The sequence below is a fragment of the Campylobacter sp. GB48 genome (assembly GCF_049221845.1).
GTDB lineage: Bacteria > Campylobacterota > Campylobacteria > Campylobacterales > Campylobacteraceae > Campylobacter_D > Campylobacter_D lari_C.
Window position 1 is genome coordinate 152,412 of sequence record NZ_JBMJAR010000001.1, and the last position, 22,968, is coordinate 175,379.

The window sequence follows — 22,968 nt, forward strand, 5'->3', positions numbered from 1 at the left end:
TTAAATTATCAATTTAGTAATATTAATCCCTACAAAAGCAACCAAATACGCACATAAAGATGTAAATATAAAAAGATACCATGCATATTTTTTATTTCCTGCTTCTTTAGCAAAAACTATAGTTGCTGCAAAACAAGGATTATAAATCATAACAAAAAGTACAAAAGCTACTGCTGTGCTAAAAGGGATGTTTTCTTTTATAGCCTCTTGTAAATTTAAACTTGTCTCATCAACTTCATCACCTAAAGAATAAAGCACGCCCATAGTAGAAATCATCACTTCTTTAGCAGCTAAACCACTTACCAAAGATACACTAAGTTTCCAATCAAAACCAAGTGGTGCAAAAATAGGCTCTATTGCTTTACCAAATTGTCCAAGATAACTATTTTCTATCTGAAGTTCTTGAGTTAAAGCATTTTGAGTATTATTTTCTTGTGCAGGAAAATTACTCGCAAACCAAATAAGTAAAGAAGCTATCAAAATAAATGTTCCTGCTTTTTTTAAATACATTTTGGCTTTGTTAAACACCATAAACCATACTAAATTCCAATTTGGCATTCTATATTTTGGCATTTCCATCACAAATGGTTCATCTTGTCCTCTAAAAGCACTCATTCTTAAAATTTTAGCTGCAATCAAACCCAAAAATGCACCTAAAAGATAAATCCCAAAAAGATAATTTCCCGCTACATCAGCAGGAAAAAACACTCCAACAAAAAGCACATACACAGGAAGTCTTGCACCACAACTCATAAAATTAATAATAAAAAGAGTTAATAATCTATCTTTTTTATTTTTTAAAGTTCTTGTAGCCATAAATGCAGGTACCGAACAGCCAAAACCCGTGATTAAAGGGATAAAACTTTTACCATGTAAGCCAAATTTATATAAAATGCCATCTAATAAAAATGCAACCCTAGCCATATATCCGGTTGTTTCAAGTAAGGCTATACCAAAAAATAAAATCATAATATTTGGCAAAAAAGTCACAACCGCGCCAACCCCACCTAAAACACCATCAGCTAAGGCTGAAGCGATAAATTCTTTGCTAATATTATTTTTTACCATATCACCTAAGTTAGTAAAAAACATTTCTATATAATCCATAGGGATTTGACCTAAAGTAAAGGTTAGTTGAAATAAAGCCCACATAAAAAACAAAAATATAGGAATTCCTAAAAATTTATTGATTAAAATAGAATCTATTTCTTTAGTATGATTTTTATACTTAACACCCTTGCTTAAAACCTTAGCACATATACCATTTGCAAAAGCAATCAGCTCTTCTTTAAAAATACTTTCTATATCTTTACTATGATATGCCATATAAATTTTTTCCAAAGCTTCATCAAGTATTTTTCTCAAAGCGAGTGAAATGACTATATTGGCTTCATTTTTAAGTAAAGCAAGTGCCAAATCTTTTGTAGAAAAATCTAAATATGTAATTTCATTTTGATTTAAAAAATCACTTATTTTTACAAGTTCTTCTTCTATAATATCACTATAAACACGCTCTTTAGCTTCAAATTTAGCTTCATGGGCTGAAATGATTAAATCCAAAAGTGCATTTAGATTTTCTTTAGTTTTAGCACACACGCCAAGACAAGGTGTATTTAGAAGTTGGGATAAAATTTTAAAATCTATACTAAAACCTTCATTTTTAGCTTCATCTTGCATATTTAAAGCCATAATCATTTTGGTTTTAGCTTCTATTAAAGATGCACTCAAAATCAAATTACGCTCTAAATTTGTAGAATCAAGCACATTTACTACAAGATCAAAATTACCCTTTTTTAAAAAATCTTTTGTAATTTTTTCTTCTTCGCTATAACCATCTAATGCATAAGTTCCTGGTAAATCTATAAATTTAAACTCATAATTTTTATAAATTAATCTAGCTTCAGCTTTTTCAACCGTAACACCGCTAAAATTTCCAACTTTCATATTAGCTTTACAAAGTGCGTTAATTAATAAACTTTTACCAACATTTGGCTGACCCACTAAAGCAACGATGATTTCTTTCATTAAAACTCTTTTGAAATTTGTATTATTTTTGCTTCACTTGAGCGTAAAATCACGCAAGTTGTATCAAGTTCTACCATAATAGTAGAATTTGCAATAGAAGAGCGAATTTTTTTAACTTTTTTGTTTTTTGCAAAACCAAAACTAAATAGTCTTGCTTGGAGTTGTTTATCTGCTTCAAAGCCTACTATAAGAGCTTCTTCATTATCTTTTAATGTATCTAAAGTCATGTTTTTCCTTACAAAAACTAAGATAAAACATTATATAAAAAATTAAATTATTTCTTTTTTAAAATAATAAGCAATCTCAAAAAAATGAGATTGCTAGAAATCAAAATCATTTAGATTTTCTAAATTTTGAAGCTTTTTGACTAATTCCTCAGCCTTTTCTAAAGAAAGTGCTATACTAGCATTAGAAAGAAATTTATCTTTTAATTCATCAAAACTTAAAGGATTATCAAAATTTCCTTTGTTAATCAGTACATCTTTTTTAATTACCTTTCCATCATTTAAAACAGCTTCTAAATGTCCTGGAAAGTATTTAGGGAAACCACTAGATTTTTTCTTTTCATAGCTAATTTTTTTAGCAAATTCTATTAGTTCGGCTCTATTTAAATTTTCATAAGATTTTAAAGTGATCTTTCCATCAAAAAATGCCAAAGCCATTAAAAAAGGCATGGAAAATTTAGCAGCATAAGCACTTTGTGGAGTGTATTTTGCTTCTATTGGATCACAGATAAATGAAATTGGTACCTCATCTACAAAACAATGCAAACTTTTGATATCTTGTGCATTTAAGCCATCATTTCTTAAACTCATAGCACAATCAATAAGCCCATGTGCAAAATGACAACTTGGATAAGGTTTTAATGATACTTGCATTACTTGCCAAATTTCATTCAAACCCTTACAAAGTTCATTTTTATCACACTCATATTCTAAGCCAAAAGTTCTAAAGACATTATCCCTTCCTTCAAATATACTCAAAGGACCACTCATATTAGCTTTTGCGCAATTTGCTACTAAAATTCCATTTTTCAAAGCATTAGCTATGTGTAAAACTTTAGAATTAGACCCATTAGATAAAAACTCATTTACCCCACTTGCAAAACTTCCTGCTAAACCTAGAGCATTGATGATTTGTTCTTTGTTTAAATCAAGCAAAACACAGCTTGCAGCCACACTACCAAAAATTCCTGCTATAGCTGTAGTATGAAAGCCGCGTTTATGGAAACTTCCTTTGCTTGCTATACCCACTCTAGCAGCAATTTCCCAACCAACTATAAAAGCTTTTAAAACTTTTTTTCCATCTTTACTTACGCTAAATCCATAAGTTAAACAAAGCGGAGTTAAAATAGCACTAGCGTGCAAAATAGCTTCAGTATGAGTATCATCAAAATCAAGGGCATGCGCTGCAATGGCATTTACCATCGCAGCATAAATTACATCAAGCTTTTTATCCCCACTCCAAATTTTTTCACTAGGATTTATGCTTAAAGCTTCAAAAGCCTTAGTTGCATTTAAAACACAAGCTTCATTTTTAGCAGCTAGGGCTGTTCCTAGTGCATCAAGCATAAGCTCTTTTGCTCTTTGCTTTACTTCGTTAGGAATAGCTTCATAGTCTAAATTTACGATAAATTCGGCTAGTTTTTCACTTAAATACATTTTTTCCTACTTTAGAATTGGCGCATTAGCGATTTTTTCTAAGAACTCATCAACTAATTTTGGCGCATAACCTACATAAGTTGTAGCATCCATTAAAACATCAATATCTTTTTCACTTAAAACCTTACTCACACGCTCATCTTCAAGTAAAACTTCTTTGAAAGTTTTATGATTTTCTATGCCTCTCATAGCATTTTCATAAACAATTTCATGTGCATGTTGCTTACCATAATGATCACTCAAAGCAAACATCACGCGTTCTGCTAATACAAAGCCATTAAGCGTATCAAGATTTTTTAACATTTTGTCTTTTTTAACTTCTAAATCATCAAAGACAAATTTCATATTTGCTAATACCACTGAAAGCATTAAAAATGCTTCTGGTAAAAGCTTCCATTCCATTTTCCAAACTTGACCATCTCTTTCATGCTCATGTCTTTCTATATCGCTTAAAATCGCAATATTAGCTCTTAGGGCATTACTTACAGTCACTGCGTTTTCACTTACTGCTGGATTTCTTTTATGAGGCATAGTAGAGCTTCCTACTTGACCTTTTCCAAAAGGCTCAGCAATTTCATCAATTTCATTATGAGCTAAGATTAAAAGTTGATGTGCGATTTTGTTAAAGGTTGCATTGATATTGCCTAAAACATAACCAAGCTCAATAAAACGATCTCTTGCTGGTTGCCATGAGATATCAGGAACTTCTAAACCTAAACTTTCTAGAGTAAGTTTTTCTACTTCATTAGCTTTGTCACTTAAGCTTGCTTTAGTTCCCACTGCACCTACGATTAATCCTACATATAATCTTTTTTCAAGCTCGATAATTCTTTCATAATGGCGATTAAGTTCACTTAGCCAAATTGCAACTTTATGTCCAAAAGTTATAGGTAAAGCTTGTAAAGCTAAGGTTCTTCCCATCATTGCAGTGTTTTTGTGCTCTTTTGCAATTTTTGCTAAATTTTTAGCTATATCTTTTAAATCTTGCTTGATTAAAGCCATAGCTTCTTTAAATTGTAAAACTATACCTGTATCAATGATATCTTGCGTTGTTACACCAAAATGTACATATTCACCAAGACCATTTTCACAAGCTTTTTCTAAACCACGCACAGTAGGCACCAAAGGGTGTTTGGTCTTTTTAAACTCAGCAAAAATAAAATCCATATCCATAAATTCATAATGCGCTTTTTTAGCTATTTCTATAGCCGCTTCATTAGGAATAATGCCAAGTTTTGCTTGGGCTTTTGCCAAAGCAGCTTCTACATCAAGCCATTTTTGAATTCTATTTTCTTCACTAAAAATAGCTCTCATTGCAGGGGTACTCCAAGAATCTTGAAGCAACCTCATATCAAATACACTCACACCCATGTTTTATCCTTTAAAATTTATTTTTTCAAATGCTTGTTTTAAGTCAGCAATCAAATCCTTACTATCTTCAAGACCTATATGAAATCTCACAAAAGGTCCTCTAGCACTCCAATCTGTTGCTGTTCTTGGCGGAGTAGTAACAGTAGCTAAACTCTCATATCCACCCCAGCTTGCACCGATTGAAAAATACTCTAAATTATCTACAAACTCAATAGCTTGTTCTTTAGAAATGCCATCTGCAAATTCAATCGTTACCATACCATTAGCACCTTTATGATCGCGCATAAAAACTTCGTGATTTGGATGAGTTTTTAATTTTGGATAAAAGATTGTTTTAACTTCTTTTCTACTTTGTAAAAACTCTACCACCTCATCTGCACTTTTTTCATGTGCTTTCATTCTTACATCTAAAGTTCTCATACCACGAAGTACTAAATAAGCATCATCAGGACTTGTAGTAAATCCTAAAGCTTCTGGCAATTTGTCAAAATTTTTCCATTCTTTTTCATTAATCACTACTATACCCATGGTTACATCTGAATGCCCGCTTAAGTACTTAGTCGCTGCAATTACTGAAATATCTGCTCCAAGCTCAAGTGGATTTAAAAAATACCCACTTGAATAAGTATTATCAATCGCTACTGGTATGTTATGTTTGTGTGCAATTTCGCAAAGTTTTGGCAAATCTATGATTTCATAAAGTATAGAACCTGGGCTTTCACAAAGGATTAATTTTGTATTTGGTTTGATTTTTTCTTCTACATCAGAGGCATCAGCTTTTAAAAAGTCAATTTCTACGCCCATTTTAGTTAAAAATAAATCACAAATTGTTCTAACAGGTCCATAAATAGCATCAGTGATTAAAAAATGAGCATCTTTACTAGCATAATTTAAAAGCACCATAGCTAATGCTGCAAGTCCTGTTGGGAAAAGTTGCGCTCTATGGCCACCCTCAAGCTCACAAATTAGTTTTTCAAGTTCAAAATTAGTTGCTGTTCCTCTAGCACCATAACTTAAAACACGATCTGTTTTTCTTAACTCACGGTATTTTTGCCAAGTTGCATGATCTTTAAAAAGTATAGTTGATGCACGCATTAAGGTTGGATTAACTGATCTTACTTCAGCATTTTGATCGCCTCTTCCTAGGTGGATTAATTTAGTTTTGTTGTTCATTTTGTACTCCTTTTTATAGATAAATATAAGTCATAATCACATTAACAATAGCAGCTACGAGCATAGGAATAGCCGTTCTTTTCACAACTTGTAGTGGATTTACTTTAGCTATAGCCGAAATTGCCAAAATAGCAGGTGCAATAGGCGAAACACATCTACCAAACCCTGTCATGATTTGAATAGGCGCTATCATAGCTATGGTTTCAACCCCAAAAGATTTTGCTATATTTGGAATAAGTGGCGCAAAAGAAAAAAATGCTGCATTTCCTGAACCCATTAAAAATGCACATACAGCAAGCAAAATAGAAACTGCTATAATAATAGCAAGCACTCCAAAACCTGCATCTTTTGCAAAACCTATTAAAGTATCTACAAAGCCAACTGATAAAAGTCCGTTTGCAAAAACTTGACCACAAACAATCAAAGAAACTGTAATTACAAATAAATGCCCCATGCCTTTAAAAAATACCATAATAGAATTTAAAGTATCAATCAAACTTCTATAACGAATGATTTCAAAAATAATTGCAATAAAGGTTGAAATCATCATTGCAACTGGTACATTCATTTTAATAGCAGTAGATGAAGCGACTTCAACTTCTTCCATGGTAGCAAATCCCATTAACACCATAATGCTATCTAAAACACTGCTAAAACCCAAAATTAACACTAAAGGTATAATAGGTAAAATCGCATAGATTCTAGGTGGTTTTTTCACCTCTTCTTTTTTGCTATCATTTTCTGACAACTCTTTTTCTATCTCATCACGATTAAAAACAAAATTTTCTTTTTTATCAAAATATTTTGAGCAAAAATAAATCGCAATACCCACAGCAATAATAATAGGTATAGTTGCAGGGAGTTGGTAATGAACAAAATAAATTGCAGGGTCAATTTTGGCTTTTTCTGAGGCCATAATCACATTACCACTGCCTGGGCCATGGTCAATGTATTGACAAATAGCGATAATTGAAAGCGCAGAAAGCTTAGAAACGCCTGAGCGCACTAAAATAGGATACATTGTAACCATAAGTAAAAGCGCCAAACCTGCATGTGAAGGTATAAAAAGCACTAAAAACTGGATTACAAAATATGAAACTAGCAATAGAACATAAGGTGATTTTACTGCCTTTAAAGGTCTTTCAAATACTTTAAATAAAGCATAACTTGCGCCCACATGATCCATATAAGCAGAAAATCCCGCTATACACATCAAAGTAAGTCCAAGTCCTGCTAGAGTGCTTGACATATTTGTATTAACAACTTGGAAAATATCAAAAAGACCTAAATGCAAAGATTGCTTTTCACTAATGATAGGAGAAAGTCCAAAAATTCCTGCTAGAGATAGCAAGAATAAACCACTTAAAAGCAACGCCATATGGGCGTTGATTTTTTTATAGAGCATAAAAACAAGTAAAAATACAGAACATCCTGCAAAAAATAAACCCAACATGCTCTATCCTTTATGAGCAATAACCTCTATCTCCACTTTAGCACCCTTAGGAAGATCTTTTACCGCAAAAGCACTTCTTGCAGGATATGGAGCTGCGAAAAATTCAGAATAAACCTCATTGAAAGCCACAAAATCATCAATATTTGCTAAAAAGCAAGTAGTTTTTACCACATTGTTAAAATAAAGATTATTTTCTTCTAATATAGCCTTAATATTTAACAATGACTGTCTTGTTTGTTCTTTTACATCTTCACTTTCTATATTTCCACTTTCTGGATTAATAGGAAGTTGTCCTGAAATGAATAACAAACCGTTAGCTTCTCTATAAGCTGAATATGGTCCTATAGCCTTTGGATAATTTGCCATGTATACTCCTTGTGTTTAAATAAAATCATAATATGATATTATCATCATAATAATAAATTGTCAATATTTTTTTATCATAGTAATAATTTTTTTTATTATGATAAATATTGGCAACTTTGATGAAATATTTTGTAAAATAACAAAAAACAACAAAAAGGTCTAGATCATGGATGAACAACAAAAAGAATTATTTATCAAACTCACTCAATTTTTAGGGCAAGTACTTGGAGATCAATATGAAATCGTTTTTCATGTAATTGCACCTGAGGGTTCGTATATTGCAGCCATTGCAAATAACCACATTAGTGGAAGAACAATTAATTCTCCATTAACTTCTTTTGCAAGCGAGCTTGTACAAGAAAAAGAATATTTAAATAAAGACTTTTTATGTGATTATAAAGCAAAGGTTGGAAAGTCTAAGATTGTTACTGGATCAACTTTTTTCATTAAAAATCAAAATAAAATCGTAGGGATATTATGTATAAATCACGATACCACAGAGCTTAGAAATGCTATTAGTAAAATCATAGAACTTGAAAAAATCAATGATTTTAGTGATTTATTAGATATTCATAATCAAAACAATGTAAATTTACATAATGTGAGTAATATAGAAACACTTAGTCATTCTATAGAAGATATTTTAGCTGAAAACATAGATTTGAAATATTTAAATTCAGGATATAGCTTAAGCACTGAGCAAAAAGATGAGATTATTAAAAAGCTTCATTCAAAAGGAATTTTTAACATCAAAGGAAGTATACCTATAGTTGCTAAGTCGCTTAATATATCAGAACCTAGCGTCTACAGATATCTACAAAAACTTAAAAACAATCTCTAAGCTAAAATACAAGCTTAGAGATAAAATAACCCACAATAGTCGCACTAATAATCAAAACAAACCCCGGTCTTAAGTAAGAGTGGTTGATTACAAATTTACCTATTTTTGTTGTACCCGTTCTATCAAAAGCCACGCATGCTATTTGATTAGCACCTGGAACTATAAAATCTCCACTCACACAAGGATAAAGTACAATAAGAATTTGGGGAGGAATTCCCAAACTCACACCCAAAGGCATTAAAGCAGCTACCGTTGCTGAAGGAGAAAAAATCACCATAGAAAAGGCGAATAAAGCTACCCCAAATAAATACGGATAGTCCTCTACAACATGTGATAAAGAATCGCTAAATAAAGGCTTATAAGCCTCAAAAAATGTTCCTGTCATCCAAGCTATACCAAAAACCCCTACAACTCCTATAAGTCCTGATTTAAATACAGAAGCTTCACCAAGTTTATTAGCAGGAACTTTAGCAAAAAGCATAATCAAACAAGCTGTTGCAAGCATGGTCATTTGGATTAAATTTGGGGTAGAAAGTCTTTCTATTTTACCATTTGCAAGCTCATAATGAGGCAATAAATTCGTAAAAGTTCCAAAGAAAATAATAGTTAAAATCCCCAAAGCAAAAATATATAAAGACCTTTTAGCCATAGGATCATGCTCGCTATCTTTATTTTGCAAGTCTTCACTTAAAAAATGATATTCTCCTGCTTTTACTCTTCTTTGAAACTCCTCATCTTGCTCAAGCTCTTTTCCTCTTTTAAAAACACTCAAACAAGCAAGAAATACACCTATAAAAAAAGCAGGTAAACTTACCATTAGAATTTGCACTATCGTTGTACCACTAAAAGCTAAAATAGCTACCATAGCAGCAGTAGCTGCACTCATAGGAGAAGCTACCACGCCAATACCTGCTGCAATCACTGAAACAGAAAGTGCTCTTTCAGGTCGAATTTTAGCCTGAGCAGCCACTTCTGCAATCACTGGGTAAATAGAAAAAGCTACATAAGTAGTACCACAAAAAATAGTAAAAGTAGAGCTAATCAAAGGCCCCATAAAAACAATGGCTTGAGGTTTTTTCTTTAAAATTTTTTCTGCTATTTTTACCAGCAAATCAAGCCCGCCTGCACTTTGCAAAACACTTACACAAGTAATCACAGCAAGTATAATAAATACAACACTCACAGGAAGCGAAGCTGGTTGCATACCAAAAACCAAAACTAAAACACACATACCAAGTCCGCCTGCAACACCAAGGCCTATACCGCCATATCTACCACCTATGGCTATCATTGAAAAAATAATAAAAAGTTCTAATAAAAAAATAATATCCATTAATCTTACGCCTTATATTGATTCAAAAGCTCTTTTGCATGTTTAATTTGCTCTAGTACCACTTTAGTTCCTGTGCCACCATAAGATACTCTTGCATCTATACAAGTTTCTAAAGCAATTGCTTCATAAATATCTTCTTGGATATTTTTATTAAACTGATGGAATTCCTCTATACTAAGTTCTTCAAGCATTTTGTTATGTTTAATACAATAATTCACAGCACCACCAACTATGCTATGAGCTTCTCTAAATGGTATATTTTTTCTTACTAAATAATCAGCCATATCCGTAGCATTTGAAAATCCTTTTGCAGCAGCTGCTCTTGTATTATTAGCATTTACTTGCATTTTTTCTATCATAGGAGTTATGATTTTCAAACTTGCCATTAAAGTATCCATAGAATCATAAACTTGAGCCTTATCTTCACTCATATCAGTATTATAAGCTAGTGGAATACCTTTCATAATAGTTAGCATTGCCATAACATTACCATATATTCTACCTGTCTTACCACGCATTTTTTCAGCTACATCAGGATTTTTCTTTTGAGGCATTATGCTTGAGCCGGTACAAAAATCATCACTTAATTCTACAAATTTAAAATCTTGACTTGAAAAAAGTATAAGCTCTTCGCAAAAACGACTAAGGTGCATAAAACACATAGCAGCCACAGAGGTAAATTCAACCATATGATCTCTATCACTAACACTATCAATACTGTTTTCTGTTGGTTTTGTAAAACCTAATTCTTTGGCACAAAAATGTCTGTCTATATTAAATGTAGTTCCACCAAGCGCAGCTGCTCCTAAAGGACACTCATCCATTCTTTTATACAAATCCTCAAAACGAGAATAATCTCTACTTAACATCCAAAAATACGCCATAATCCAATGTGAAAAAAGTATTGGCTGACCCGTTTGTAAATGTGTATAACCTGGCATAATAACTTTGATATTTTTTTGAGCTTGATTTATAATCTCTTCTTGCAAAGCAATAATTTGAATTAAAATTTCTTTAATAACTGCCCTCATATGCATTTTTGAATCAAGCGTAGTTTGGTCATTTCTACTTCTTGCAGTATGAAGCTTTCCACCTACTGGGCCTACAATTTGTGTCATTCTTTTTTCTACAGCCATATGAATATCCTCATCAGCTATATCAAAAACAAAAGTTCCATTTTGAATTTCTTCTCTAACTTGTTCTAAACCCTTGATGATAGTTTTTGCTTCATCTTCTTTTATGATGCCTTGTTTTGCAAGCATGGTACAATGGATTATACTTCCTTGTATATCAAAAGGAGCAAGTCTTGGCTCAACTAATAACGAAGCAGTGTATTCTTCAACTAATTTATTTGTAGGCAAATCAAAACGTCCACCCCATAATTTCTCTGCTTTTTGTGACATATTTATCCTTCTATTTACAAATAAAAGGATAATTTTATAATTTTTATTTTTTCAAAGAGTTTAACTTTTCTTTCTTTTAAAAATTTTCAACACACCAAAAGCTATTTTTTTAAGAAAACTTTTTTTAGAATGCTTTGTTAAAAATTCTACTATATCTCTATGCCCAAACATTAGTGCAAAAGTAAAAGGTGTCATACCAAGACCGTTGTTTTCATCAATATTTGCCCCATATTCTACCAAAAGCTTGCACATAGGCAAATACCCTTTAAAACACACCCCTGCTAATGGAGTTTGTCCTCTATCATTTTTCTCATCTACCCTAGCATTATTTTCTAATAAAAATTTAGCACACTCATAAGCATTATGATAGCTTGCAAGCATTAAAAGACTATCGCCTTTGTGATTTTTTAAATTCACACTCAAACCCGCTTCTATCATAATCTTTAAATTTTGTAAATCATTTTTTCTTGCGTAATCAAAAGCCATAGTGCAAAGTTCTTGAATTCTTTTTTCTTCTTCATTACTAAACATATTTTTCCTTTATAATCTTTAGTTTGCCACTTTTAAAGTGGCAAGTAAAAATTACATTTTCAAGGCTTTTTTAATGCCATTTGCATATTCACTTGAAATTTTTTCAAAATGACTTAATGCTCTTTGTATGATTTTTTCATCAACCCCACTCATAGAAGCTGCTATGTTTTTAAATAATTGCTCTTTTTGATCTTGATTCATTATATTAAATAAAGCTCTTGGTTGAGTGTAAAAATCATCATCAAGTGGAGCATATCTTTGTGCACTACCTTCAAGTACTAAGTCGGGCTCAAGATAGCTTTTATCTTCTTTTGGGCTATCATCATAACTATTTGGTTCATAATAAGCTAGACCATTTTTATAAGTATCAAAATTCATGGCTCCTGCTACATTATAAGTATTTACTTCACTTTTTGCACGATTAACTGGCAATAAATGATAATTTGTTCCTATGCGGTATCTGTGCGCATCAGGATAAGAAAAAATTCTAGCTTGTAACATTTTATCAGGGCTAAAACCAATACCAGGAACAATATTGCTTGGACTAAATGCAGCTTGTTCTACTTCGTTAAAGTAATTTTGTACATTTTTATTAAGTACTAATTCTCCTACTTCTATTAAAGGCGCAATACTATGTGGCCAAACTTTAGTTAAATCAAAAGGATTAAAACCTAGTTTTTCTGTTTCATCTTCTTTTAAAACTTGAATTTGGAAAGTCCATTTTGGAAAATCTCCTTTTTCGATAGCTTCATATAAATCCCTTTGATGACTTTCTCTATCATTTGCTATTAAATTTGCCGCTTCTTCGTTGGTTAAATTTTTAATACCTTGCTTGGTTTTAAAATGAAATTTCACCCAAAATCTTTCATTTTTATCATTAATTAAACTATAAGCGTGACTTCCAAAACCATGCATATGACGATAACTTGCAGGAATTCCTCTATCGCTCATTAAAATAGTAACTTGGTGTAAGCTTTCAGGACAAAGGCTCCAAAAATCCCATGCTGCATTATTACTTCTTAAATGAGTTCTTGGATCTCTTTTTTGAGTATGGATAAAATCAGGAAATTTATACGCATCTCTTATAAAAAATGTCGGGGTATTATTACCTACTAAATCCCAATTTCCTTCTTTAGTATAAAATTTAATTGCAAAACCTCTTACATCTCTTTCAGCATCAGCAGCACCTGCTTCACCTGCAACGGTTGAAAATCTTATAAATAAAGGTGTATTTTCTCCAAGCTGTAAAACTTTTGCTTTAGTGTATTGAGAAATATCTCTAGTGATTCTAAGTTCTCCATAAGCACCACTTCCTTTTGCATGTACTGTTCTTTCTGGAATTCTTTCTCTATTTTGATGAGCAAGTTTTTCAAGCAAAATATAATCTTGCATTAAAAGTGGACCTTTAACACCTGCGCTTAGCGAATTTTGATTATCAGCTATGATGTTTCCAAAATCATTTGTTAGTTTTTTCATCATTTCTCCTTTTTTAAATAATAATTTTTATTATTTGATAAATTATATTCATATATTATTAAAATAAAATAAAACGATAAAAACTATCATTATTTAAAAATAGCTATATTTTTATTATTTTTTACATATAATCTCTTTTTAAGCAAAATTATTTTTATTTTGTATTAAAATTGTTGAAAAATAAGAATAAACATTCTTGTTTTAAATATTTTTACTACAAAATTAACAAAAAAGGAATATCCTATGGACAAAGAGACAAGAACTTATTACATTAAATTAGTAAAATTTCTCGCAGAAGCCTTGGGTAGAAATTATGAAATAGTTTTGCATGATGTAAGTGAAGATGGAGCTAATATAGCAGAAATTGCTAATAACCATATTAGTAAAAGAACTATAAATTCACCTCTAACGGGCTTTGCTATTGAAATGATTAAAAACAAAATCTATTTAGAGCGAGATTACATAACACATTATAAAACTTCCACCAAAAACTCACAAGTCATGTCAGGTTCAACATTTTTTATTAAAAAAGATGAAAAACTTGAAGGTTTGCTTTGTATTAATCATGATACTTCAGCATTTAAAAAAATCTCTGATGAAATCTTAAACCTTGGAAATATTTATGATAATGCTTATGAAAACACAGAACAAGAAAATAAAGAATACATAAAACTTGATCTAGAAGAAATTATCAAAGATATTTCTGGTATGGATATAGAAAGTTTTAAGAATAAAAGTTTAAAACCGAAAGAAAAACAAAAAATTATAGCTAGTTTATATGAAAAAGGCGTATTTAATGTAAAAGGTGTTATTCCTAAGGTTGCTGAACTTTTAGGCATTTCCGAACCTAGTGTTTATAGGCATTTACAAAAGATTAAATAATCATAATTTTAAAAAAACATAATTTTTGATACAATAACACTCTAAATTTAATAAAAGGAAAAATATGGCTGAAGATATGATAGATGAACAAACCGAATCAAAGAAAAAAGGTGGCAATACCTTAGTAATTATTATCGTTGTATTTTTATTTGTATTTTTACTTGTGATTGTAGGAGCAATTGCTTATTTAATGTTTAGTGGTGGTTCTGAAGAAAATCCTACTCCACAAGTCGAAGAAAGCACTCAAGCAACACAAACTCCTAAAAAAACAAATGCAGTGGCAGCTAGAGGAAGTGATTATGCAAATATCGGCGTTATGTATCCTTTAGCACCTTTTACACTAAATTTATTAAGTGATGGTGGATCAAGATATGTAAAATGCACTATTCAACTTGAGCAAAATGTTGAAACTTTAACTCCTGAGCTTGATAAAAAAGTTGCTATTATTAGAGATATTATTATTAGAACTTTAACTTCAAAAACCTTTGAAGAAGTAAGCACCACAAAAGGTAAAGAAAGATTAAAAGATGAATTAACCGGTAAGATCAATGAGGTTTTAACTGATGGTTTTATCAAAAATATTTATTTTACTGACTTTGTAGTATCTTAATGATAGGCTGTGACATAGTCGTATGCTCTCGCATAGAAAAAATTTATGAAAGACACAAAACGCTTTTCTTGGATAAATTTTTATCCAAGCAAGAGCAAAGTTATATAAAAAATACCAACACTCTAGCCGGATTTTGGGCTATTAAAGAAGCTGCTTCTAAGGCTTTAGGGGTTGGAATTTCCAAAGAATGTTCTTTTTTTGACATCATCATCTCTAAAGATGATAAAAATGCCCCACATATTAGTTTTTCTCAAAAAATCATGCAAGAATTTAATATAAAATCAGTAAGTGTAAGCGTAGCACATGATGGAGGTTTTGCCATAGCAGTAGTGACTATAGAAACTAAGCAAGGTTAAAACCTTGCTTTTACATATAAAGCCCACCGTTGACTTTTAAAATTTCCCCTGTAATATAAGAAGAATGATCGCTTAATAAAAACGCCACAGCTTGAGCTACTTCACTTGCATCAGCAAAGCGTTTTAAAGGGATATTATTAATATAATTTTGTTTTATTTCATCACTTAAAACTTCAGTCATATCACTTTTTATAAAACCTGGTGTAATACAGTTATATCTTATATTTCTTGCTGCACCTTCTTTAGCAAAAGATTTTGTTAATGCTATCATACCACCTTTGCTAGCACTATAATTAGTTTGACCTGCATTTCCCATTTCTCCAACTATAGAAGCAATATTAACAACCGCACCAAAACGCTTTTTACTCATAGTTTTTAATGCTTCTCTACAACCTAAAAAGCTTGAATTCAAATTAGCATTAATCACTGAAGAAAAATCATCCATGCTCATTCTAAGCGCTAATTTATCATTAGTAATACCTGCATTATTAACTAAATAACTAAGTTCACCATCACTTTCTACTATAGTTGCAATAGCGCTTGTAAATTCTTCTTCAACACTTGCATCAAATTTAATCACAGCTGCAGCGCCACCATTTTTTTCTATCTCTTCTTTTAACACATCAGCAAGTTCAGGTTTACTTCTATAATTAATCCAAACTTTTAAACCATGACTTGCTAATTCTTTAGCTATTGCTGCGCCTATACCTTTACTTGCACCTGTTATTAAAACATTTTTTCCACTAAATTTCATTGTTCTCCTTTAAATTAAAATAAAGCCTCATCCATTTCTTTTGGAATAGGCAAGTTTAAAATTTTAAGCACACTTGGCGCTATATTACTAAGTCCCATGCCTTCTTTGAGTTTATCTACTCCTTTAGCTTCTATAAAAGCAAAAACATCAAAGGTTGTGTGATTAGTGAGCATATTTTCATTTTCATCTCTCATTGCTTCACAGTTTCCATGATCTGAAGTAATAATGAAAGCATAATCATGCTCTCTTGCTTTGGCAATAACCCTACCTAAACACTCATCCACACATTCAACCGCACTAATCGCAGCTTCAAAATCACCCGTATGTCCTACCATATCACCATTTGCAAAATTGACTACGATAAAATCCATACCATTTTCTATGCCCTTAAGCACCTCATCTGCAACTTCTTTAGCGCTCATTTGAGGTTTTTCATCGTATGTTTTTACCTTAGGACTTGGGATTAAAACCCTTGTTTCATTACACTCTAATTCTTCTTTTCCCCCATTAAAGAAAAAGGTTACATGAGCGTATTTTTCTGTTTCAGCTGTGTGAAGTTGGCTTAAATTTGCATTAGCTATCACAGAAGCTAAGGTATTATTTAATTCTTCTTTTTCAAACATCACAGATAGTTTAAAACTCTCATCATACAAACTCATAGTAATGGCATTTTTTACAAGTACTTCTTTTGGAAATTCATTAAAACTTTCTTGGGTTAAAGAAGCAACTAATTGACGCATTCTATCATTTCTAAAATTGATAAAAATCACGCCATCTTCAGCCTTAATCCCATCAAAGTTTTGACTAATAACTGGGGTTAAAAACTCATCTGTGATGTTTTCATCATAGCTTTTTTGTATAAATTGCACAAAATCATCACACTTTTGTGCCTTAGCAAATAAAGCATCATAATAAGACTTAACCCTATCATAGCGCTTATCTCTATCCATAGCATAAAATCTTCCTGATAAAGAAGCAAAATTAACCCCTTCTTTTTCGCAAAATTCCTGTAAAGATTTTATAAATTCTAAACCTGAATTTGGAGGACAATCTCTACCATCACTAATTGCATGTGCAAAAACTTCTTTATTTTCTTGCTTACAAATTTTTAAAAGTGCATTAAAATGTGTATGCATAGAATGCACCCCGCCATCACTATAAAGCCCTATAATATGCACTCTTTTGCATTTTTGCAATAAATCTTTTAAAGCCTTATTATCTTTTAAAGTATCATTTTCTATGGCTTTATTTATCTTGACTAAATTTTGATAGATTATGCGTCCACTACCTATACACATATGCCCTACTTCGCTATTACCCATTTGACCTTCAGGTAGGCCAACTGCCAAACCACTTGTTTTTATCAAAACATTAGGGGTATTTTCAAAAAGCTTATCATAAGTTGGCTTTTTAGCATGAAAAAAAGCATTAAAGTTTGAATTTGTATTATGTCCTATACCATCTGTGATTATCAAAATACATTTTTGACTCATTTTTTACTCTTTTTTATAATTTATTTATGTGATTTTACTAAAATTATGCTTTTAAAAAACAAATACAAGGTTAAAATTTTGCTTTATCTTACAGAATATACAAATTATATGTTTTTTTCTTATATTAGCGTGCGTGCTGGTTTTGCATTTTTTATCGCTTTATTTTTGAGTTTATATTTAATGCCAAAATTTATCAAATGGGCTCAAAATAAAAAAGCAAATCAACCTATTTATGAATACGCCCCACAATCACACCAAGCCAAATCTCATACTCCTACTATGGGTGGGCTTGTTTTTATCTTTGCTACTATCATAGCAAGTGTTTTAAGCGCTGATTTAAATAATAGTTTTGTAATCGTTGGATTATTATGTTTGGTATTATTTTGCACTATAGGTTTAGTGGATGATTTGGGGAAAATTTTAAAAAAAGACAATCACGCAGGATTAAGCCCAAAAATGAAGCTTCTAGGGCAATTTAGCGCTGCTTTTATCTGTGTTGGGTTATTATATTTATTTGATATAAATACTGAATTTTATTTACCTTTTTACAAACATGCTCTATTTGATGGTGGTGTGTTTATGTTGTTTTTATGGATTTTAGTTATTGTATCAAGCTCTAATGCTGTAAATTTAACCGATGGACTTGATGGTCTTGCAACCGTGCCTTCTATATTTTCTCTTTTAAGCCTTGGTGCTTTTTTATATTTAAGTGGAAATGCTATTTATAGTTCTTATTTATTTTTACCTAAAATTCAAGGTCTAGGAGAACTTGTGGTATTAAGCGCAGCTTTAGTTGGTGCTCTTATGGGATTTTTGTGGTATAACTGCTATCCTGCACAAGTTTTTATGGGAGATAGTGGGAGTTTAAGTATAGGGGCATTTTTAGGCTATCTTGGTATAGTAAGTAAAAATGAAATTTTACTTTTGCTTATAGGTTTTGTATTTGTTTTAGAAACTATTTCAGTGATCTTGCAAGTAGGAAGTTTTAAAATCTTTAATAAAAGAGTATTTAAAATGGCACCTATTCATCATCATTTTGAAAAAATAGGTTGGGTGGAAAATAAAATCATCGTGCGTTTTTGGATGATAGCCTTACTTGCAAATATCATTGCATTAATTAGTATAAAGTTAAGATAATGAAAATTTCACTTTTTGGATACGGAAAAACAACCAAAGCTTTTGCGCAGCGTTTTGGAAATTGCGATATTTATGATGATCATTTTACAAGTATAAGTAAAGATGAATTTGGCAATACACTTTTACCACCTTGTGAATTTAATCCTTTAAAAAGTGACTTAGAAATTCCAAGCCCTGGCTTTCCAAGTGATCATCTTCTCATACAGCAAGCAAGAAATTTAAGTAGCGAGTATGATTTTTTTTACGATGGCATGCCAAAAAGTGTTTGGATAAGCGGAACAAATGGCAAAACCACCACCACTCAAATGACACATCATCTTTTAAAACACATTAACGCACAAATGGGAGCAAACATAGGAACCCCTTTAGCGCAAATGGATGCTAATGCCAAATTATGGATTTTAGAAAGCTCATCATTTTCGCTTTTTTACACCAAAGTAGCTAAACCTGAAATTTATGCGCTTTTACCTATCACACCTGATCATCTTTCTTGGCATAAAAGCTTTGAAAATTATGAGCGAGCAAAACTTAGCGTGCTTGAAAGAATGAATGAAAATGATGTGGTAATTTTACCTAAAAAGTATGAGGCTTATCCAACCCATGCTTATGTTATAAGCTATGAAGATGAGCAAGATTTAGCTAAAAAAATGCAAATTGACTTAGAAAAAATTCATTTTAAAACCCCATTTTTACTTGATGTACTTATTGCTTTAAGTATAGAAAAAATCATACTAGATCGTTGCTCTTATGAGCTTTTAAATGAGTTTAAGATAGAAAAAAATAAACTTGAAGAAATATTTGATCATAAAAATAGACTTTGGGTAAATGATACTAAAGCAACTAATCTTGATGCTAGTTTAGCTGCTCTTAAACGCTATAAGGATAAAAAAATTCATCTTATCATAGGTGGGGATGACAAAGGAGTGGATTTAAGTGCTTTATTTGCTTTTATGAAAGAGCTTAATATAGAACTTTATACCATAGGAAAAAGCACTAATAAAATGCTTGAATATGCTAAAAATGCTAATTTAAAAGCACATTTTTGCGAGTTTTTACCTAAAGCAGTAGAAAAAATCAATCAAAACTTAACTAATGATGAAGTAGCCCTGCTAAGCCCTGCTTGTGCGAGCTTAGATCAATTTAAATCTTACGAAGAAAGGGGAGAGCTTTTTAAAAAATGTATTCAAGAATTAAACTAAATCTTTTTGAATGCAAAGTTTTAAAAACTCACATAAATTTATAAATTTCTTGCTTGGCTCTTTATTTTTATGATAAATCAAGCAAAGCTCTCTTGAAATTTTAAAATTTTTTAATCTCACTTCAAATAAGCTTTTAGCTTCAAGTTCTTCTTTAACACTAAATTTAGGTAAAACTGCTAAAAATTTACCTTTTTTAACCAACTCTTTTATCATAGCAGTTGAGTTTAACTCATAAACTAAATTAAGCTTTATATCTTTAGGTAAAGCATTTAAAAACACTTCTTTTGCACCTGAACCTTGCTCGCGACTTAGCCATTTAAAATCCTTTAACTCATCTATGAAAAATTGTTTTTTTAAGTCATTTTTACTCACCACAATAAGTTCATCATCACAAATTTTAATCTTTTTTATATCCTTATCTTTGCAAATCCCTTCAATCAAACCTATATCTATTTCTTTATTTAAAATATCTTTGATGATATTTTGACTATTATCCAAAGACAAATTTAATTTGATATTTTCTGCCTTTTGATCCAAAAAAGATCCTAGTAAATAAGTACCTACATTTTGACTAACTTTCATGCTTATTTCATAGATTTGATCATCTTGCATTGCTTTTTCAATGCGTTCAAATTCTAAAATCAAAGGAGTAATTTGTTTAAAAAAAATCTTTCCTTTTTCATTTAAACTTAAAAATTTAGCATTTCTATCAAAAAGCTTGGTGTTTAAACTTTTTTCAAGTTCAGATATAGCTAAGGATAAAGCGGATTGAGTTATATTTAATTCTTTAGCACAAGCTCTTAAATTTAAATTTCTACACAAGGCTTGAAAATATTTTATTTGTTTAAAAGTCATAAGCAATCTTTTGATAAGTATTTTTAATCATTATATCAAATAAAATTAATTTTACTTATCATAAAAAAATCATTAAGATTACAAAAAACAAAAAAGGAAAAATTCATGCATAAAAATATATATAAAAATAGAAAATTTGAAGCTTTCTTACTATTTTTTACTCTTGCTTTTTGTGCTTTTGCTATTTCTGAGCTTAATTTTTTTAAAAATCTTGGAATTTCAGCTTTAATTATAGCTGTAATTTTAGGAGCTTTGATAGGAAATTTAGCGCATCAAAATGCAAATTTACTCAAAAAATCAGGAGTTTTAAGCATAGCAACAAAAGAAATTTTAAGACTTGGAATTATACTTTATGGTTTTAGAATTACTTTTAATGATTTAGAAAAAGTTGGATTAAATGGAATTTTATTAGCATTTTTAGTGGTGTTTTCTACCTTTTTTATAGGGCTTTTACTAGGAAAATTATTTAAACTTGATCTTAAAGAAAGCATACTTATAAGTAGTGGCTCAAGCATTTGTGGAGCAGCCGCTGTGATGGCTAGTGAAAGCGTTATTAAAGGTGGCTCTGCTAAAGTTGGCGTGGCAGTTTGTACTGTGGTTGTATTTGGAACTTTGGGGATGTTTTTATATCCTTTGGCTTGGAATTTAGGCTGGTTTGATTTTTTTAATTTAAAGCAAATGGGATATTTCATGGGAGCAAGCTTGCATGAAGTTGCACATGCTGTTGCAGCAGGTGAAGCTGTGCAAGCAGGAGATGGCGCTGTCATAGAAAAAATGATGCGTGTTTTAATGTTAGTGCCTTTTTTGATTTTTTTAAGTCTTTTTTCATTGAAATTTCTAAGTAAAAATAATGAAAAAATCTCTATAAAAGCAAATATTCCTTATTTTGCCTTATGGTTTTTATTTGCATGTGGTATTAGCTCACTTGAAATATTAAATACCGATTTTGCACTTAACTATATAAAACCAAGCATACAAACCATAGACACACTCTTACTTTCTATGGCTATGGTAGCCTTGGGAGTGAATATCCATAAAAATGTTTTAAAAAATGCGGGTTTTAAACCATTTTTGATAGCATTTTTGCTTTTTATATGGCTAATCTTTATATCAATTAATTTTATTTTATTTTTAAATTTATAAGTACATGAGAATTTTTCATGTACTTATTTTATAATCTTTAATCACAATAGATTAATGTTAGCGAATTAATAATAAAGGTTTTTTAGCCTTAGTTAAAATATCATTTGTCAAACTACCAAATAAAATACTTTTCAACCAGTGATGTGAATAAGCCCCCATGATCAATAAATCTATATCATTTTGATCACCAAAATCAAATAAAGCCTGAGTAATCTCTCCATTTAAATGCTGAGTTTGTACATTTAAATTTGCTTCTTTAAAAATTTGACTTACTTGAGCTAATAACTCATAAGAAGCTTTTTCATCTTTAGAAACATTTACTATATAACGCTTTGCTTCTTTAAAAATAGGTCTTTTAATGGCTTGTTCTATGGCCTTTTTAGCTAAATTACTCCCATCATAAGCCATCATCACACTTTTAATCTCTTTAAAAGCAGAATTTACAAGCAAAATAGGCACATTTAAAGCTCTTACTAATTCTTCTGTATGAATACCTATTTTATTTTTCTTACCTCCGCCTTTTAAACCTGCTATGGCTAATCTTATTTGATCATTGTATTCTTTTAAAACTTCTTCCAAATCTCCATCTCTTTGCACACTAAAGCATTCTTTTACGCCTTGTTCTTTTGCATAAGCACAAAATTCTTCTAAAATTCTTTGCCCTTTTTTGCAAAGATTTTCATTTTTTTGACTTTGCTCTTCTACCAAATCTTCAATCACACATCCACTAGCGCCTATGCCAAAACTACAAGCTAATTCAGCATTAGTAAAATTTGGTTCTATGGTATATAAAAACATTAAAGGTAAATCTAGCTTTTTAGCTAAATATACCCCATAATGCAAGCTTTCCTTACAAGGCTCTAAAACATCCACACAAACTAGAATTTTTTCCATTTAATATCCTTT

Annotated in this window: 22 protein-coding genes; 7 read left to right on the forward strand and 15 right to left on the reverse strand. The window is 31.0% G+C overall.

Annotated features, from left to right (window positions below; all coding sequences use genetic code 11):
* The 7 genes from feoB to ACOTVC_RS00780 all read right to left on the reverse strand — a co-directional run bounded on the left by feoB (position 1) and on the right by ACOTVC_RS00780 (position 8,049).
* Positions 1-2,025 (reverse strand): ferrous iron transport protein B, encoded by a 2,025-nt coding sequence (gene feoB, locus ACOTVC_RS00750; RefSeq protein ID WP_214098999.1) that lies wholly within the window; start codon positions 2,023-2,025, stop codon positions 1-3.
* Complete coding sequence (locus ACOTVC_RS00755) at positions 2,025-2,252, reverse strand: FeoA family protein (RefSeq protein WP_039617512.1); 228 nt, start codon at positions 2,250-2,252, stop codon at positions 2,025-2,027. The genes feoB and ACOTVC_RS00755 overlap by 1 nt, the downstream gene beginning before the upstream one ends.
* Before the next feature lie 93 nt (positions 2,253-2,345).
* Positions 2,346-3,686, reverse strand: a complete 1,341-nt coding sequence (locus ACOTVC_RS00760; RefSeq protein WP_214099000.1) for an MmgE/PrpD family protein — start codon at positions 3,684-3,686, stop codon at positions 2,346-2,348.
* 6 nt (positions 3,687-3,692) lie between these two features.
* Entirely contained in the window at positions 3,693-5,057 is a 1,365-nt protein-coding gene (gene purB, locus ACOTVC_RS00765; protein WP_214097768.1) for an adenylosuccinate lyase, read from the reverse strand.
* A gap of 3 nt (positions 5,058-5,060) precedes the next feature.
* A complete protein-coding gene (locus ACOTVC_RS00770; RefSeq protein ID WP_214097767.1) occupies positions 5,061-6,230 on the reverse strand; it encodes a trans-sulfuration enzyme family protein in 1,170 nt (389 codons plus the stop codon).
* Between the two features lie 13 nt (positions 6,231-6,243).
* Positions 6,244-7,683 carry a C4-dicarboxylate transporter DcuC gene (dcuC, locus tag ACOTVC_RS00775; protein ID WP_421627417.1) on the reverse strand — a complete coding sequence of 480 codons (1,440 nt, stop codon included), beginning with the start codon at positions 7,681-7,683 and terminating at the stop codon, positions 6,244-6,246.
* 3 nt (positions 7,684-7,686) lie between these two features.
* Positions 7,687-8,049, reverse strand: coding sequence for a Rid family detoxifying hydrolase (locus ACOTVC_RS00780; RefSeq protein WP_012661024.1), 363 nt, complete (start codon positions 8,047-8,049; stop codon positions 7,687-7,689).
* Positions 8,050-8,215: 166 nt separating this feature from the next.
* Between ACOTVC_RS00780 and ACOTVC_RS00785 the strand changes: the two genes are divergently transcribed.
* Positions 8,216-8,890: a YheO-like PAS sensor domain-containing protein gene (locus ACOTVC_RS00785; protein WP_039617503.1), complete on the forward strand. Its 675-nt coding sequence runs from the start codon at positions 8,216-8,218 to the stop codon at positions 8,888-8,890.
* A 1-nt stretch (position 8,891) separates the two neighbouring features.
* Here the strand turns inward: ACOTVC_RS00785 and ACOTVC_RS00790 are convergent, their stop codons facing one another.
* Genes ACOTVC_RS00790 through ACOTVC_RS00805 form a run of 4 tightly spaced genes read right to left on the reverse strand, consistent with a single transcriptional unit; the run spans position 8,892 to position 13,633 of the window.
* Positions 8,892-10,223 carry an anaerobic C4-dicarboxylate transporter family protein gene (locus tag ACOTVC_RS00790; RefSeq protein ID WP_421627419.1) on the reverse strand — a complete coding sequence of 444 codons (1,332 nt, stop codon included), beginning with the start codon at positions 10,221-10,223 and terminating at the stop codon, positions 8,892-8,894.
* Between the two features lie 5 nt (positions 10,224-10,228).
* Entirely contained in the window at positions 10,229-11,626 is a 1,398-nt protein-coding gene (argH, locus tag ACOTVC_RS00795; RefSeq protein WP_421627421.1) for an argininosuccinate lyase, read from the reverse strand.
* Positions 11,627-11,686: 60 nt separating this feature from the next.
* Positions 11,687-12,157: an ankyrin repeat domain-containing protein gene (locus ACOTVC_RS00800; RefSeq protein ID WP_039625330.1), complete on the reverse strand. Its 471-nt coding sequence runs from the start codon at positions 12,155-12,157 to the stop codon at positions 11,687-11,689.
* A 51-nt stretch (positions 12,158-12,208) separates the two neighbouring features.
* Positions 12,209-13,633, reverse strand: coding sequence for a catalase (locus tag ACOTVC_RS00805; RefSeq protein WP_214115874.1), 1,425 nt, complete (start codon positions 13,631-13,633; stop codon positions 12,209-12,211).
* A 243-nt stretch (positions 13,634-13,876) separates the two neighbouring features.
* Between ACOTVC_RS00805 and ACOTVC_RS00810 the strand changes: the two genes are divergently transcribed.
* The 3 genes from ACOTVC_RS00810 (at position 13,877) to acpS (ending at position 15,481) form a co-directional block, all read left to right on the forward strand.
* Complete coding sequence (locus ACOTVC_RS00810) at positions 13,877-14,515, forward strand: helix-turn-helix transcriptional regulator (RefSeq protein ID WP_257906153.1); 639 nt, start codon at positions 13,877-13,879, stop codon at positions 14,513-14,515.
* A gap of 76 nt (positions 14,516-14,591) precedes the next feature.
* On the forward strand, positions 14,592-15,125 hold the full coding sequence (gene fliL / locus ACOTVC_RS00815; RefSeq protein ID WP_421627485.1) for a flagellar basal body-associated protein FliL: 534 nt from the start codon (positions 14,592-14,594) through the stop codon (positions 15,123-15,125).
* Entirely contained in the window at positions 15,125-15,481 is a 357-nt protein-coding gene (gene acpS / locus ACOTVC_RS00820) for a holo-ACP synthase (RefSeq protein ID WP_039640767.1), read from the forward strand. The genes fliL and acpS overlap by 1 nt, the downstream gene beginning before the upstream one ends.
* A gap of 10 nt (positions 15,482-15,491) precedes the next feature.
* Here acpS and fabG read toward each other — a convergent pair whose 3' ends face one another.
* Both fabG and gpmI read right to left on the reverse strand, forming a co-directional pair.
* Complete coding sequence (gene fabG / locus ACOTVC_RS00825; RefSeq protein ID WP_421627425.1) at positions 15,492-16,235, reverse strand: 3-oxoacyl-ACP reductase FabG; 744 nt, start codon at positions 16,233-16,235, stop codon at positions 15,492-15,494.
* A gap of 14 nt (positions 16,236-16,249) precedes the next feature.
* Positions 16,250-17,728: a 2,3-bisphosphoglycerate-independent phosphoglycerate mutase gene (gene gpmI, locus ACOTVC_RS00830; protein WP_421627426.1), complete on the reverse strand. Its 1,479-nt coding sequence runs from the start codon at positions 17,726-17,728 to the stop codon at positions 16,250-16,252.
* Positions 17,729-17,806: 78 nt separating this feature from the next.
* Here gpmI and mraY point away from each other — a divergent pair, with 78 nt between their 5' ends.
* Both mraY and murD read left to right on the forward strand, forming a co-directional pair.
* Positions 17,807-18,865, forward strand: a complete 1,059-nt coding sequence (gene mraY / locus ACOTVC_RS00835; protein ID WP_039640761.1) for a phospho-N-acetylmuramoyl-pentapeptide-transferase — start codon at positions 17,807-17,809, stop codon at positions 18,863-18,865.
* Positions 18,865-20,064, forward strand: coding sequence for a UDP-N-acetylmuramoyl-L-alanine--D-glutamate ligase (murD, locus tag ACOTVC_RS00840; RefSeq protein WP_421627429.1), 1,200 nt, complete (start codon positions 18,865-18,867; stop codon positions 20,062-20,064). The genes mraY and murD overlap by 1 nt, the downstream gene beginning before the upstream one ends.
* Here the strand turns inward: murD and ACOTVC_RS00845 are convergent.
* Positions 20,056-20,919: a LysR family transcriptional regulator gene (locus ACOTVC_RS00845; RefSeq protein ID WP_421627431.1), complete on the reverse strand. Its 864-nt coding sequence runs from the start codon at positions 20,917-20,919 to the stop codon at positions 20,056-20,058. The two genes, murD and ACOTVC_RS00845, sit on opposite strands and share 9 nt — an antisense overlap.
* Before the next feature lie 105 nt (positions 20,920-21,024).
* On the opposite strand from ACOTVC_RS00845, the gene ACOTVC_RS00850 reads away from it, so the two are divergent.
* On the forward strand, positions 21,025-22,062 hold the full coding sequence (locus ACOTVC_RS00850; RefSeq protein ID WP_052241312.1) for a YeiH family protein: 1,038 nt from the start codon (positions 21,025-21,027) through the stop codon (positions 22,060-22,062).
* A 57-nt stretch (positions 22,063-22,119) separates the two neighbouring features.
* Here the strand turns inward: ACOTVC_RS00850 and ACOTVC_RS00855 are convergent, their stop codons facing one another.
* Entirely contained in the window at positions 22,120-22,956 is an 837-nt protein-coding gene (locus ACOTVC_RS00855) for a universal stress protein (protein WP_214115878.1), read from the reverse strand.
* Positions 22,957-22,968 lie beyond the last annotated feature (12 nt).

Bases quoted from the DNA above. Each gene is read 5' to 3' on its own strand.
- ACOTVC_RS00850 (WP_052241312.1), top strand. From the start codon at position 21,025: ATGCATAAAAATATATATAAAAATAGAAAATTTGAAGCTTTCTTACTA.
- purB (WP_214097768.1), bottom strand. From the start codon at position 5,057: ATGGGTGTGAGTGTATTTGATATGAGGTTGCTTCAAGATTCTTGGAGT.
- ACOTVC_RS00805 (WP_214115874.1), bottom strand. From the start codon at position 13,633: ATGAAAAAACTAACAAATGATTTTGGAAACATCATAGCTGATAATCAA.
- gpmI (WP_421627426.1), bottom strand. From the start codon at position 17,728: ATGAGTCAAAAATGTATTTTGATAATCACAGATGGTATAGGACATAAT.
- ACOTVC_RS00800 (WP_039625330.1), bottom strand. From the start codon at position 12,157: ATGTTTAGTAATGAAGAAGAAAAAAGAATTCAAGAACTTTGCACTATG.
- ACOTVC_RS00810 (WP_257906153.1), top strand. From the start codon at position 13,877: ATGGACAAAGAGACAAGAACTTATTACATTAAATTAGTAAAATTTCTC.
- feoB (WP_214098999.1), bottom strand. From the start codon at position 2,025: ATGAAAGAAATCATCGTTGCTTTAGTGGGTCAGCCAAATGTTGGTAAA.
- ACOTVC_RS00755 (WP_039617512.1), bottom strand. From the start codon at position 2,252: ATGACTTTAGATACATTAAAAGATAATGAAGAAGCTCTTATAGTAGGC.
- dcuC (WP_421627417.1), bottom strand. From the start codon at position 7,683: ATGTTGGGTTTATTTTTTGCAGGATGTTCTGTATTTTTACTTGTTTTT.
- argH (WP_421627421.1), bottom strand. From the start codon at position 11,626: ATGTCACAAAAAGCAGAGAAATTATGGGGTGGACGTTTTGATTTGCCT.
- ACOTVC_RS00780 (WP_012661024.1), bottom strand. From the start codon at position 8,049: ATGGCAAATTATCCAAAGGCTATAGGACCATATTCAGCTTATAGAGAA.
- ACOTVC_RS00855 (WP_214115878.1), bottom strand. From the start codon at position 22,956: ATGGAAAAAATTCTAGTTTGTGTGGATGTTTTAGAGCCTTGTAAGGAA.
- acpS (WP_039640767.1), top strand. From the start codon at position 15,125: ATGATAGGCTGTGACATAGTCGTATGCTCTCGCATAGAAAAAATTTAT.
- ACOTVC_RS00845 (WP_421627431.1), bottom strand. From the start codon at position 20,919: ATGACTTTTAAACAAATAAAATATTTTCAAGCCTTGTGTAGAAATTTA.
- ACOTVC_RS00770 (WP_214097767.1), bottom strand. From the start codon at position 6,230: ATGAACAACAAAACTAAATTAATCCACCTAGGAAGAGGCGATCAAAAT.
- ACOTVC_RS00785 (WP_039617503.1), top strand. From the start codon at position 8,216: ATGGATGAACAACAAAAAGAATTATTTATCAAACTCACTCAATTTTTA.
- murD (WP_421627429.1), top strand. From the start codon at position 18,865: ATGAAAATTTCACTTTTTGGATACGGAAAAACAACCAAAGCTTTTGCG.
- ACOTVC_RS00790 (WP_421627419.1), bottom strand. From the start codon at position 10,223: ATGGATATTATTTTTTTATTAGAACTTTTTATTATTTTTTCAATGATA.
- fliL (WP_421627485.1), top strand. From the start codon at position 14,592: ATGATAGATGAACAAACCGAATCAAAGAAAAAAGGTGGCAATACCTTA.
- ACOTVC_RS00760 (WP_214099000.1), bottom strand. From the start codon at position 3,686: ATGTATTTAAGTGAAAAACTAGCCGAATTTATCGTAAATTTAGACTAT.
- fabG (WP_421627425.1), bottom strand. From the start codon at position 16,235: ATGAAATTTAGTGGAAAAAATGTTTTAATAACAGGTGCAAGTAAAGGT.